This is a genomic window from Micromonospora sp. DT44 (assembly GCF_049841635.1).
Taxonomy (GTDB): Bacteria; Actinomycetota; Actinomycetes; order Mycobacteriales; family Micromonosporaceae; genus Micromonospora.
Genome location: NZ_JBNCKS010000043.1, coordinates 20,703 through 32,949 on the forward strand (window position 1 = coordinate 20,703; position 12,247 = coordinate 32,949).

Genomic DNA, 12,247 nt, shown 5'->3' on the forward strand with positions numbered 1-12,247 from the left:
GGGCCGGTAGCTGCCTAGCATGGGCGCGTGACCAGCATCGCCGTTCCCGAGCACCCCTGGCTGCTGCCGGGGGAGCTGGTGGTGCCGGCGGAGCCCGAGCGCGCCCGTCCGCGTCGCACCACCCGTGACTGGGTGGTGGACAGCCTGGCCTTCCTGATCAGCCTGCTCTGGGTGCTGTTCGCCACCGTCGACAGCCTCTCGCCCACTCCTGAGGCTGCCGTCCCGCTTCCGCACGACTGGATGGTCGGCGTGGACGCGCTGATCGGGCTGGTCTGCTGTGCGCTGCTCTGGGTACGTCGGCGGTGGCCGCTCGGGCTGGCGGTGGCCACCCTGCCGCTGAGCATGTTCTCGATGGCCGCCGCGATCCCGCTGCTGATCGTGTACTTCACCGTCGTGGTGCACCGCCGTACCGCCGTCGCGGTGGCGGTCACCGGTGTCGGTCTCCTCACCAACCTGGTCTTCAGCTGGGTGCGTCCCGATCCGGCCATGCCGTACTGGCTCACCGTGTCCTGGGGCGTGGTGATCACGCTCGCGGTGCTGGCCTGGGGGATGTTCGTGCGGGCCCGGCGGCAGTTGATCGTCTCGCTACGCGAACGTGCCGAGCGGGCCGAGGCCGAGCAGCAGTTGCGGGTCGCCCAGGCCCGCCACCTCGAACGCACCCGCATCGCCCGGGAGATGCACGACGTGCTGGCCCACCGGATCTCCCTGCTCAGCCTGCACGCGGGAGCGCTGGAGTTCCGCCCCGACGCACCCGCCGACGAGGTGGCCCGCGCCGCCGGGGTGATCCGGGGCAGCGCCCACGCGGCCCTGCAGGACCTGCGGGAGGTCATCGGGGTGCTCCGGGCCGAGGGCGACGGCGCCGGCGACGCGCCCGAGCCGCCCCAGCCCACCCTCGCCGACCTTCCGGCCCTGATCGACGAGTCGCGGACGGCCGGAGTGCGGGTCAACGTCAGCGACGGTGTGGCGCGGCCGGCGCAGGTGCCGGCGGCGCTGGGCCGGGCCGCCTACCGGATCGTGCAGGAGGGTCTGACCAACGCGCGCAAGCACGCGGCCGGCGCAGTCGTCACCGTGGACGTGACCGGTGGTCCGGGCAGCGGGCTGACCGTGGCGATCGCCAACCGATGGCCGGTGGGCACTCCGGTCGGCGGCACGCTCCCGGGCGCGGGCACCGGCCTGGTCGGCATCAGCGAACGGGTCGCCCTGGCCGGCGGCCGGCTCGCCTACGGGCGGGACGACACCGGCGACTTCCGGCTGGCGGCCTGGCTGCCGTGGCCGGCGTGACCGCGCCGCCCAGCGGTCCTGGCTCTCCTGACGTGCCCAGCGCCGACGACGCCGGTCCGACCGAGCCGGTGCGGGTGCTGATCGTGGACGACGACGCGCTGGTCCGGGCGGGGCTCTCGATGATCCTCGGCGGCCTGCCGGACCTGCGGGTGGTGGGCGAGGCGGCCGACGGCGGCGAGGTTCCCGCCGCGGTGGCCGCGTACGCCCCGGACGTGGTGCTGATGGACATCCGGATGCCCCGGGTGGACGGGCTGGCCGCCACCGAGGCGCTGCGCGGGCAACCGAACCCGCCCGAGGTGCTGGTGCTGACCACCTTCGACGCCGACGAGCAGGTGCTCCGGGCGTTGCGCGCCGGAGCGGCCGGTTTCCTGCTCAAGGACACTCCGCCGGTGGACATCGTGCACGCGATACGCCGGGTCGCCGGGGGTGAGGCGATGCTCTCCCCGTCGGTGACGCGCACGCTGATCAACCACGTGACCGCCGCCAACCCGGGCCCGCCCGGCCCCGATCCGCGACGCGAACGGGCGCTGCGCCTGCTCGCCGCGCTCAGCGAGCGGGAACGGCAGGTCGCCATCGCCCTGGGTCGGGGTTACACCAACGCCGAGATCGCGGGGGAGTTGTTCATGAGCGTGGCGACGGTGAAGGCGTACGTCTCCCGGCTGCTGACCCGACTCGACCTCAACAACCGGGTCCAGGTGGCCCTGCTCGTGCACGACGCCGACCTCGTCTGAGCGTCGACCGTCGGGGTGCTCGGCTCCGGAGGATCTGCTTACCGCCTACCGGAATTGAACCTTCGTCCGATGCCGGCCGTACCACTGCCCGAGGATGTCGGTGCGGTGGTCCGCCGTACCGCTGCCGAACTGCGGGAGGCCTGCCGTGCGTGTTGGTGAGCAGTCGACGGATCCCATCGACCAGGTGCTGGGTGAGGTGCCGATGCCGGCGCCACTGACCCCCGAGGATGTCCGGCTCGCGGTCCGGGCGGTGGTCGTACACACCGCCGAGGAGTGGCCGACCGGACCGCTGTGCCGCAACGACGGCGCGTCCTACCCGTGCCGCCTGCACCGCTGGGGGCGTCGGGTCCTGGAGGCGCACGGGCTCAACGAGCGACAGATCGAGGCGCTGATCCGGCACGGCAACCCGTTCGTGCACGTGCCGTTCCCGTTCACCGCGACCGGGCCGTCGTCCGCGCGCCCCGCCGGCGTTCGGCCGGCCACGCCCCCGGGCTATCCGGCGCCGCCCCCGGGTCGGGCCGGACTGCCCTCGCGACACCAGGCCGCGCGGGCCACCCCCACGGGGGTACGACCCGCGCCTGCCAGCCGCCCGGTGAGCCCCGGTGTCACCGCGCCGCGCTGGCCCCGGGCGAGCTGAGCGGCGTCACCCCACGGCCCGCTCGGCCCGCTCTGCCCGGGGCGACAGGGCGTCGGCCCGACGCGGAGGGTTTCCCCACCGCGCCGGGCCGACGTCACGCCGACCGGCTGGTTCAGTCGTTGCCGGCGCCGATCCCGCAGTCCGGCGCGGACCAGTTAGTCGTGTTCGAACTGCCGTCGCTGTTGTTCTCGCGCCGCGAGTCGACGTGCACGTGGTCGTCGTGGTCGGGGTAGCCGGGCCCGTAGATGCCGCTGAAGCCGTGGTTACGGGCGTCCCGTGCGACCGTGCACAGGGACGACGTCCGTGAGGTGACGTCGGCCGCGTGGCCGTACAGGTGCTGGCTGTCCGACGCGCCGCCGACCTGGTTGTTGCAGGCGCGGCTGCGGAAACCGCTCGTCACGTTCAGCGGCTTGTCGCCGAGGCTCTTGCGCAACGCCTCCAACTTCCACATGGTGCGCAGCGCGTTCTGCTTGGTCTGGGCCGCCGACAGCGGACCGCCGCTATACCCGCTGCCCCCGCACCCGTTGTCCAGCTCGTTGTAGCTGAAGTGCGCGGGCGTGCAGTCGTTGTCCTGGAGCTGGTACAGCTTGGCGTACGTCTGCGGGCCGGCGATGCCGTCGGCGCGCAACCCGTACGCCTGCTGGAACCGCTTCACCGCGGCGGCGGTCTTCGGTCCGTAGCGGCCGTCGTTCTCGACGATGTCCCGGTTGCCGGCCCAGCCGGCGACCCGGATCTGCAGCTGACGGACGTCGTCGCCCGAGCGCCCCTGGTAGAGGTTGCGGTTCCAGGTGTAACAGCCGTCCGCGTACGCTGCCGGCGCGGCGACCACCGAGGCGATCGCTGCCCCGGGCAACGCCAGGGCGAAAGCGACAGCAACTCGCTTCAAGGTGTTTACGCGCACAGAAGTCCTCCCGTTAGGAGAGCGAATGGGGTGGCTCTGGGACATCGACCGGGACGTCCCGCGATTTCCACCTTCGCACTGATCAGTGCGGTTGGCGGCAATAACGAGAATTGTTCTCACGATTCGCCCGTTCCTGGGCGCCACCTGTGAATTCGGCTGATTTGCGAAACAGCCATTTCCCTCGATCGGCGCGGGAACGCGGGAACGGCACCGAACGTCGCATTCGGTCGTACCCGGGGTGATGTTCCACTCCGCTGGTCGGCCGGTAACGTCAGGCCCGGGCGGCGAACTGGCGGAGGTGCACGTGGCACGCGGTGGCGTCTTCTGTGTCGAGGGTCAGTGGCACCGTGACCTCAACGAACGCGGTTCCGTGCTGCCCACCCTCGAACTGCTGGAACGACTGGGCAAGATCCGCTTCATCCACAAGGACGCCGCCACCCGCGACGAGTTGTTCTACTTCCTGGACCGCTGGCTGCTCAAGCAGTACGCCGACCACCGTGTCGGCTTCTTCGCCATGCACGGTGAGCCGAGCCGGCTCTGCCTCACCGACTGGCAGTCGGTGGAGCTGAACGAGGTGGCCGAGTTGATGGCCGGCCGCTGCGAGGGGCGGCGGCTCTACTTCGGTAGCTGCTCGGTGCTGCGCGCGTCGGACGCGGTGCTGCGCGAGTTCCTGGAGGTCACCGGCGCCGCCCTGATCTGTGGTTTCACCCGGGACGTCGACTGGGTTGAATCGGCTGCCTTCGAAACCGTCCTGCTCGACGTGCTGGCCAACGGGCAGCGGCACAACGCCGCTGAACTGCGGATGGGCTCGGCGCACTGGGCGCCACTCGCCTCGTACCTCGGCTTTCGAGTGATCTATGCCAACGGTCGGGCGTGGCGCCCGGCCGGCCGGCCTCGCGTGCCCACCCAGGCGGTGCACCGGACGGCCGCCGACCCGCGCTGACCCCCACCGCCCGCGGACCCGCCGCCGGCCTGGTAGGAACGAGTGATGGCACGCAGCATCGCGAAGAACACCCAGGTCGACCGGGACACCCTGCTCGACTTCCTCCGGCCGCGACACCGCGTCGTGCTGATGACCACCCGGGCCGACGGCCGGCCGCAGTCCTCCCCGGTCTCCGCCGGCATCGACGGCGAGGGTCGGCTGGTGGTGTCCACGTACCCCGAGCGGGCGAAGGTGACCAACATCCGCCGTGACCCCCGGGTCTCGGCGTGCGTCCTCTCCGACGACTGGAACGGCCCCTGGGTGCAGATTGACGGCACGGCCGAGGTGCTGGACCTGCCCGAGGCGCTGGAGCCGTTGGTCGAGTACTTCCGCAGCATCTCCGGCGAGCACCCGGACTGGGACGACTACCGGGCGGCGATGGTGCGCCAGGGCAAGTCGCTGATCCGGGTGACCATCGACGCCTGGGGTCCGATCGCCACCGGCGGTTTCCCGGCCCGCCTCGCCGACTGACCGCCCGCTTCTCGCCGCGCCGGTCAGTACGCGGCGGTGAAGCGCGCGTTCAGGTGTCGGGGCTGCTCGACCTCGTCGACGATCGCGACCGCGAGGTCCTCGTAGGTGAGCACCGACCGGCCCTGGTCGTCGGTGACCGGCTCGTCGGTGCCCGTGCGGTAGTGCCCGGTGCGGTCGCCGGGGTGGAACTCCAGCGGCGGCGGCGAGACGTAGGTCCAGCGCACCCCGTCGGCGGAGCTGCGGTAGTAATCGAGAGCGTCGGCCTGGCCCATCGCCGAGTCCCGGTACTGCTCGGGGAAGTCCGGCTCGTCGAGGAAGCGGGTGCCGCGCGGGGTGAGCAGGGTGGATCCGCCACCCAGATGGATTATCCGGGGCGCGGCCGGCATGGGCCGCAGGGTGGTCACCAGGGTCTCGGCGGCCGCGCGCCAGAGCCCGCGCTCGCCGCCGCCGATGGCCACCACCAGTGCGTCCGCGTCCGGCGCCAACTCCCGGACACTGCGCTCGCTGGTGGCGTCGCCGGTGACCGTCCGCACCCCGTCCGGCAGGTACGAGGTCGCCTCCGGGCGACGGACCGCGGCGATCACCCGGTGTCCCCGGTCGACGGCCTCGGCGGCGATCCGCGACCCGGCGGTGCCGCCCGCGCCAAACACGACGATGGTGCTCACCAGCCCAGGCTAGGGCCGGCTCGCCCCGGAGATGCCGTTATGACGAACCCGGCCGGGCGTTCAGGGGAGCGACCGACTGGCATGGGCCCACTACGGTGAGCCGAACAAGATCCATTGACTGAACGGGGAATCCATGAAGCACCTGTCCGCCCGTCGCCGGCTGCTCGCCTGGACGGTGCCTGCCACCCTGGCGCTCGCCGTCGTTCCGGCCCTGCCGGCCCAGGCCGCACCGGTCAACACGCCGAGCACCGCCGTCGCCGGCACGGTCGACAAGGACCTCAACGGTGACGGCGTACCGGACCTGGTGACCGCCGGCGGCACCACGACCGGCCTCGACTCCGGCGTCTGGACGGCGCGGGGCCGGATCAACGCGACCACCGGCGTCGGCACCGGCCGGGTGAAGGTCCCAGCGGTGAACATCGGCATCTACGGCAACGGCGTCACCGGCAACGAATCGCCGGCCGACTTCGACGGCGCCCAGATGATCACCGGCACGTTCTGGGGCACCGCGAACCAGGACTTCCTGGCCTACTACCCGGGTGGCAACAACGCCGGTGGCGGCGTCATCATCAAGGGTGTCGGCGACGGAACAATGGCCAAGCCCTACAACGCCAATGTCAGCCTCGCGCGCGAATTCCTGGCCGACGACCACGACAACTCCCCGATCCAGCTCGTCAGCGGGTACGTGGCGGACGGCGTCGGCGACTACATCCCTGACCTGATCGGAATCGTCGGCGACACGACGAACGGCTACCGACTCTCCTACTACCCGAGCGTCTGGGCGGCGGGCCTCTACTACCGGGTGGCGTTGAACACCACCGCCACCCCGACTGGCGGCAGCGACTGGCAGAACTGGACCCTGGCCAGCACTGAATTGGCTTCGGGCGTGGCCCTGGTCCTGCGCAACGCCACCACCGGGGACCTGTACCTGTGGCAGGGCGTGACGATGACCGACAACGGCGACGGGACTGGCGCGCTCGCCTACACCCAGTACCGGCTCGCCTCGGGCTGGAACACCGGCGTGGCGGTCAGCAGCCTCATCGCCGCCGACCTGAACGCCGACGGCGTGGCCGACCTGTGGGCGGTGTTCCCCGACGGCAGCGTGCGGGCGTACCTGATCTCGAACCTCTCCGTCAGCAAGCCGGCGAAGATCCGCGCGATCCAGTCGCAGCAGCTCGGCTGAGCTGCGGTGTGGGGTCCGTCAGCGTGGGCGACGGACCCCACACCCTCAGTCGATGAGAGCGGCGTAGACGAGTTGGCGCAGCTGGGAGCGGAGGGGATAGGTGCTCGACGGCAGGAGCTGGGTGAACAGCATCGCGGTGATCTCCTCGGTCGGGTCCACCCAGAAGGCGGTGCTGGCGACCCCGCCCCAGTAGTACTCGCCGACGCTGCTCGGCACCCGGCTCGGAATCGGGTCCTCGACGACCGCGAAGCCGAGGCCGAAGCCGACCCCGTCCAGGGTGCTCTCGGCGAAGCCGCCGGTGGACAGGGTGCCCAGGTCCTGCCCGCCCGGCAGGTGGTTGCGGGCCATGAAGCGCACCGTGCGTGGCCCGAGCAGACGTACGCCGTCCAACTCGCCGCCGCGCAGCAGCATTTGGGTGAAGCGGTGGTAGTCGGCGGCGTTGGAGATCAGGCCGCCGCCACCGGAGAACAGGGCGGGCTTGTGGTGTGCCAGAGCGCCGAGCCGGTCGTAGCGGAACGCCTGCCCGCTGCGCGGATCCGGCGCGTAGAGCGCGGCCATCCGTTCGGCCTCGTCGCCCTCCACCCACCAATGGGTGTCCGTCATGCCCAGCGGGGCGAAGATCCGGTCGGCGAAGAAGGCGTCGAGGCTCTGCCCGGAGACCACCTCGATCAGTCGACCGAGCACGTCGGTCGCGACCGAGTAACCCCAGGCCGTGCCGGGCTCGAAGAGCAGGGGGAACTCGGCGAAGGCCGCGCAGGCCGTGGCCAGGTCGACGCCCGCCGGCGGGTACATGTCGTAGCCGGCGGCCCGGTAGAGCCCGTCGACCACCGACGTCTGCATGAAGCCGTACGTCAGGCCGGCCGTGTGGGTGAGCAGGTGCCAGACCCGGATCGGCTCGGTCGCCGGCACCGTGTACGGCTTGAGCGTCGAGCCCTTCGAGTAGACCCGCAGGTCGGCGAACTCCGGCAGCCAGCGGCTGATCTCGTCGGTCAGCTCGAAGCGGCCCTCCTCCCACAGCATCATCGCCGCGACCGAGGTGATCGGCTTGGTCATCGAGTAGATGCGCCAGAGCGTGTCCGCCCCGACCGGCGCACCCGACTCGCGGTCCCGCAGGCCGTACGTCGAGGAGTGCGCCACCTCGCCGCGGCGGGTGACGACCACCTGCCAGCCGGCGAGCCGACCGTCGTCGACGTACCTGCCGAAGTGTTCGTCGATCCGGGCCAGCCGTTCCGGGTCGAAGCCGATCTCATCCGGGTCCTTGCTCCGCGCCACACTCACGCCGCCGAAACTACTCGCCGGTACACCGCTACCGGAAGGGGCGGCTCCCCGGCGGTGTCGGTCGGCGGCACTAGCCTGGCCGAATGCCGGAGTTGACCGAGGACGTGACCTTCCGCCACGAGGACTGGTACGGCGAGGAGTTGGCCGACCGCCAGTTCGTTGCCTGCGAGTTCTTCGACGTGGACCTGACCGAGGCGGTCACCCGGGGCGCGGTCTTCACCGGTTGCACGTTCGGCAACGTGCGGTTTAACGCGTCCCGGCACCTCGACTCGGCTTTCACCCGCTGTGTCTTCAAGCGCTGCAACTTCTTCGAGGCCGAGTTCACCGGCTGCAAGCTGGTGGGCAGCACCTTCGTCCAGTGCGAGCTGCGCCCGTTGCGCGTCGACGGCGGCGACTGGTCGTTCGTCGCGCTGCCCGGCGCGGACCTGCGCGCCGTCCGGCTGAGCGACGTGCGGATGCGCGAGGCCGACCTGACCGGCGCGAACCTCGCCGGGGCCACCGTGACCGGCGTCGACCTCTCCGGAGCGCAACTTCAGCGCTGCCGCCTCGGCGGCGCCGACCTGCGGCGCAGTGATCTCACCGCGCTCGACCCGACGTCGGTCGAGCGGGCCGGCGCGCTCGTGGACGCCGAGCAGGCCCTCGTCATCGCGCAGGCGCTCGGCTTCCGCATCGGCTGAGCCGGGGTGACCACCGGACGGTGAGCCGGCTGTCCCATACCGTCCCGATCCGGACTGGACACGCCATGCTGTCCCGATTTAGCGTGTCGACCACGCCGGTGCAATCGTGAACAACCCACAGTGGACGGTCGATCCGTCATGTGCGGTGGCGGTCGGGCGGCAACGTGGAGGAGTCGGTGGCGGACGAGGACCGTACGCGGGATGGTTCGCGGGCCGGGGACGAGCCGGCCGCTCGACCCGCGTCGCACCGGCCGCGATCTGCTGCGGCCGGACTGAGTCACCGAGCGCTGCGCCGGCTCGCCCGCACCCGGCAGCGGCGGCGCTGGGCACTGGAGGGGGTCGGCGCGGTCGTCTGCCTCGTGGTGCTCGTGGCGTACCTCGGCACGCGGTCCGGCCCGGATTCGGGCGACGCGACGGTCGGCGGCCCGGGCGGCGTGCCCGCCGGCGCCGCCCGTCCGACGGGCCTGCCGGGCGCGGACGGACGTACCAGCGAGGCCGGCCCGGCGCTGCCGGGTCTGCAGCCCCGGCAGCGGCCACCCTCGCCCGAACCAACCCCGTCGGCCAGCCCGCCCGCCCCCGAATCGGCGAAGCCGGCCGCGCCGCTGCTGTCGCTGACCCGCGCCGAGGTGCCCGCCGAGGTCGACCTGACCGCCGTGGGCACCCGGGACTGGATGCACTGGGGGCAGCGCGGCGGCACCTCGACGGTCCGCAAGCAGTCCGGCTCCGGGGAGATCGTCGACGGGGGCGGAAAGGGTCGCCGGATCGGCTGGGACGGCAACCAGGAGGTCGTCCGCTGGTCCGACGGCGCACCCGACCGGTGGGACCGGGGCAGTTCCGACGGTGTCTACACCTGCGGCGTGGGCAACGGGTTCAGCCTGGCGGTCGTCGGCAGCGGCGCGCCGCGCACGGTCCAGGTGTACGCCGGAATCTGGATGGCGCGCGGTCGGCTCGACGTGCGGTTGTCGACGGGCGGGCCGGTCAGCACCCTCCGCCTGGAGGATCCGTACACCAGTCAGAGCGCCCAGTTCGTCATCCGGTTCGCGGCGCCGAAGGACGCCCGGCTGGTGGTGAGCTGGACGGTCGAGAAGGTCTACACCGAGCACTGCGGGAACGTCGGCCTCCAAGCCGTCGCGCTGCGCTGAGCGGGACAGTTTGTCCGTCGCCCTCCGTCGGTGAGGACGTAACTTTCTGCTGTCCCCGTTCACTTTCCACTGTGGAGGCAGCGCAGATGAGCAGCAGTACCGCCCACCGCGTCCGTCCTGCCGTTTCTCCCGGCTTCGACGAGCCGGAGGTGCTTCGCGACATTCCCCTGCCGCCGTACGTGACGGGCGAGGATGCCCAGTTCGCGGTACGCGCGGTGGTGGTACACGCGCCCCGGCGCTGGTCCGGTGGAGTGGTCTGTCGCAACGACGCCAGCCCCCACCCGTGCCGGCTGCACCGGTGGGGCACCCGGGTGCTGACGCTCCGCGGCCTGCACGCCGCCGAGATCGCCGCGCTCATCGAGCGCGGCGACCCTGCGGCGGTGCCCCCCACACCGAAGCGCCCCGCCTGACCCGCGCGCTGATCAGCAGGTGATCGGCTTGACCCAGGAGCACTCCACGCCCTCTGGCGTACGCGGAGCCTGGGGCACCTCGGGCGCTGCGACCCGGGCCGCGCTCGCGCCGTCCTCGCGGTGGCCGGCCAGCGTCACCGCGATCTGGTCCTCCAGCGCCTTGACCGACGCCGTCAGGTAGTTGTTGAGCAGGATGGAGAACGCGAGCAGGTGGCCGTCCGCGCTGGTGACGTAGCCGGACAGCCCCGACACGCCGGTCAGGCTGCCGGTCTTGGCGTGGACGTTGCCCGCCGCCGGGGTGCCGGCCATCCGGCTGCGCAGCGTGCCGCCGACGAACCGCTCCGGTTGCCCCGCGATGGGCAGCGCCGCGTACCAGGTGGTGAACCAGGGCTGGGCTCGCACGGCGGCCAGGAGGTCGACGAACTCGGCCGCCGGCACCAGGTTACGGCGGGACAGGCCCGAGTCCGGGCCCAACCGGGCGCGGTCGTAGCGGGTGTCGTCGGCCACCAGGTTGCCGCTGACGACCCGGACACCGGCGGCGGCGACCTGCGCGGCGAGCGCGTCGTAGTCGGCCGCCAGCATGGTCGGATCGCCGCCGCCGCGCAGGTAGAGATTGCCGGAGAGCAGACCGCCGCGGCGCGGGCCGGTGGTCTGCACGTCGGTGCGGAAGTGGTGGCCGGGACCGAGCAGCCCCAGCGCGGCGGTCGAGGTCAGCAGCTTGGTGTTGGAGGCCGGGATCAGCCGCCGGTCGCCGTTGCGGTCGTAGAGGGTCTGCCCGGTGCTGGTGTCGACGACGACCACCGACGTCTGTGCGCCGGCCAGCCGGCTGTCGGCGAGGATCGCGTCGATGGTGGCGCGCAGGCGGGTCGTCGCGGGGGTGGGCGACTCGGCGGTCGCGCCGGACGCGCCGACGGTGGCCACGGTGGCGACCAGCGCGAGCAGCGCGACGGCGCGCGGAAAGAGACGACGATGCATGCGCCGATGCTGCCATGAAGGTAATCGCCGGAGAAGAGTCTCCAGCGAAGGTTATTGCCCTTCGCGATGTCCCGGTCGGCCGAGCCCTCGTTCGTGGCCGCCCCAGTAGTGCCGTTGCACGCCCATCACCAGCGGAGCCACCAACGCGGCGAGCGCCCCGCCGAGCAGCGGAAAGACGATGAACACCCAGAGTTGGCGAAGCGCCACCCCGCCCTCGAAGACGGCCGGACCGAAGGCGCGGGCCGGGTTGACCGCCGCGCCGGTCAGCGTCACGCCGACGAGTTGGGTCGCGGCCAGGGCCAGACCGATGGCAACCCCCGCGATGCCGGGGTTCTCGCTGCGACTGGTCACGACGAGCACCACCAGGACGAAGAGGAAGGTCAGCACGATCTCCAGTACGGCCGCGCCACCCCGGTTGATGTGGGCGCCGTACCCGTTCGAGCCCAGCGCCCCGGTCTGGTCCGCGACGTCACCCCACCGGGTCAGTGCCCAGAGCAGGAAGCCGGCCACGGTCGCCCCGGCGAACTGCGCGATCCAGTAGGCGACAGCGCCGATCACCGAGATCTTGCCGGAGAGCAGGACGCCGAGCGTCACCGCCGGATTGACGTGACTGCCGGAGAGCGGGCCGATCGTGTAGACGAGGGCCAGCATGACGAACCCGAAGGCCAGCGCGACGACCACCACGCCGCCCTGGACCCGCGCGGCGACGGCGGCGCCTACGCCGAAGAAGACCAGCAGCAGCGTGCCGAGGAATTCGGCAGCCGCACGGCGAGCGTCATCCATCATTTACTCAGCGTAAGGATAGTTCCGCTCGCTGGTGGGCAAATCAGGGCTGTGACCAGCGCGGAAGCGAGAGCGGGACTGATCCGGCTCTATTTGACGTATCGCTCGGTAGCGGGCACCGTGGGCTGGGA

At 71.8% G+C, this 12,247-nt stretch carries 14 protein-coding genes; 9 read left to right on the plus strand and 5 right to left on the minus strand.

Annotation, left to right across the window (positions count from 1 at the left end):
- Positions 1 to 27 precede the first annotated feature (27 nt).
- The 3 genes from ACLQ25_RS23360 to ACLQ25_RS23370 all read left to right on the plus strand — a co-directional run bounded on the left by ACLQ25_RS23360 (position 28) and on the right by ACLQ25_RS23370 (position 2,649).
- Positions 28 to 1,281, plus strand: coding sequence for a sensor histidine kinase (locus ACLQ25_RS23360; RefSeq protein ID WP_425732934.1), 1,254 nt, complete (start codon positions 28 to 30; stop codon positions 1,279 to 1,281).
- A complete protein-coding gene (locus ACLQ25_RS23365) occupies positions 1,260 to 2,012 on the plus strand; it encodes a response regulator transcription factor (protein WP_425732962.1) in 753 nt (250 codons plus the stop codon). The genes ACLQ25_RS23360 and ACLQ25_RS23365 overlap by 22 nt, the downstream gene beginning before the upstream one ends.
- A 145-nt stretch (positions 2,013 to 2,157) precedes the next feature.
- Positions 2,158 to 2,649 (plus strand): hypothetical protein, encoded by a 492-nt coding sequence (locus ACLQ25_RS23370; RefSeq protein WP_425732935.1) that lies wholly within the window; start codon positions 2,158 to 2,160, stop codon positions 2,647 to 2,649.
- 112 nt (positions 2,650 to 2,761) lie between these two features.
- Here ACLQ25_RS23370 and ACLQ25_RS23375 read toward each other — a convergent pair whose 3' ends face one another.
- Entirely contained in the window at positions 2,762 to 3,550 is a 789-nt protein-coding gene (locus ACLQ25_RS23375) for a D-Ala-D-Ala carboxypeptidase family metallohydrolase (protein WP_425732936.1), read from the minus strand.
- A 304-nt stretch (positions 3,551 to 3,854) separates the two neighbouring features.
- On the opposite strand from ACLQ25_RS23375, the gene ACLQ25_RS23380 reads away from it, so the two are divergent.
- Both ACLQ25_RS23380 and ACLQ25_RS23385 read left to right on the plus strand, forming a co-directional pair.
- The gene (locus ACLQ25_RS23380; protein ID WP_357127766.1) at positions 3,855 to 4,493 is read left to right on the plus strand and encodes a DUF6642 family protein; all 639 of its coding nucleotides are present in this window, start codon (positions 3,855 to 3,857) and stop codon (positions 4,491 to 4,493) included.
- A gap of 45 nt (positions 4,494 to 4,538) precedes the next feature.
- Complete coding sequence (locus ACLQ25_RS23385) at positions 4,539 to 5,003, plus strand: PPOX class F420-dependent oxidoreductase (protein WP_425732937.1); 465 nt, start codon at positions 4,539 to 4,541, stop codon at positions 5,001 to 5,003.
- Positions 5,004 to 5,026: 23 nt separating this feature from the next.
- Here ACLQ25_RS23385 and ACLQ25_RS23390 read toward each other — a convergent pair whose 3' ends face one another.
- Positions 5,027 to 5,668, minus strand: coding sequence for an NAD(P)-dependent oxidoreductase (locus ACLQ25_RS23390; RefSeq protein ID WP_425732938.1), 642 nt, complete (start codon positions 5,666 to 5,668; stop codon positions 5,027 to 5,029).
- 133 nt (positions 5,669 to 5,801) lie between these two features.
- Here ACLQ25_RS23390 and ACLQ25_RS23395 point away from each other — a divergent pair, with 133 nt between their 5' ends.
- Positions 5,802 to 6,851, plus strand: a complete 1,050-nt coding sequence (locus ACLQ25_RS23395; protein WP_425732939.1) for a hypothetical protein — start codon at positions 5,802 to 5,804, stop codon at positions 6,849 to 6,851.
- A gap of 45 nt (positions 6,852 to 6,896) precedes the next feature.
- Here the strand turns inward: ACLQ25_RS23395 and ACLQ25_RS23400 are convergent, their stop codons facing one another.
- Positions 6,897 to 8,129, minus strand: coding sequence for a serine hydrolase domain-containing protein (locus ACLQ25_RS23400; protein ID WP_425732940.1), 1,233 nt, complete (start codon positions 8,127 to 8,129; stop codon positions 6,897 to 6,899).
- An 83-nt stretch (positions 8,130 to 8,212) separates the two neighbouring features.
- Between ACLQ25_RS23400 and ACLQ25_RS23405 the strand changes: the two genes are divergently transcribed.
- The 3 genes from ACLQ25_RS23405 to ACLQ25_RS23415 all read left to right on the plus strand — a co-directional run bounded on the left by ACLQ25_RS23405 (position 8,213) and on the right by ACLQ25_RS23415 (position 10,358).
- A complete protein-coding gene (locus ACLQ25_RS23405) occupies positions 8,213 to 8,806 on the plus strand; it encodes a pentapeptide repeat-containing protein (protein WP_425732941.1) in 594 nt (197 codons plus the stop codon).
- A gap of 176 nt (positions 8,807 to 8,982) precedes the next feature.
- Positions 8,983 to 9,948, plus strand: a complete 966-nt coding sequence (locus tag ACLQ25_RS23410; protein ID WP_425732942.1) for a hypothetical protein — start codon at positions 8,983 to 8,985, stop codon at positions 9,946 to 9,948.
- Positions 9,949 to 10,034: 86 nt separating this feature from the next.
- Positions 10,035 to 10,358, plus strand: a complete 324-nt coding sequence (locus ACLQ25_RS23415; RefSeq protein WP_425732943.1) for a hypothetical protein — start codon at positions 10,035 to 10,037, stop codon at positions 10,356 to 10,358.
- 12 nt (positions 10,359 to 10,370) lie between these two features.
- Here ACLQ25_RS23415 and ACLQ25_RS23420 read toward each other — a convergent pair whose 3' ends face one another.
- Both ACLQ25_RS23420 and ACLQ25_RS23425 read right to left on the minus strand, forming a co-directional pair.
- Positions 10,371 to 11,333, minus strand: a complete 963-nt coding sequence (locus tag ACLQ25_RS23420; protein ID WP_425732944.1) for a D-alanyl-D-alanine carboxypeptidase — start codon at positions 11,331 to 11,333, stop codon at positions 10,371 to 10,373.
- 51 nt (positions 11,334 to 11,384) lie between these two features.
- Positions 11,385 to 12,119, minus strand: a complete 735-nt coding sequence (locus ACLQ25_RS23425) for an MIP/aquaporin family protein (RefSeq protein WP_425732945.1) — start codon at positions 12,117 to 12,119, stop codon at positions 11,385 to 11,387.
- Between the last annotated feature and the right edge of the window lie 128 nt (positions 12,120 to 12,247).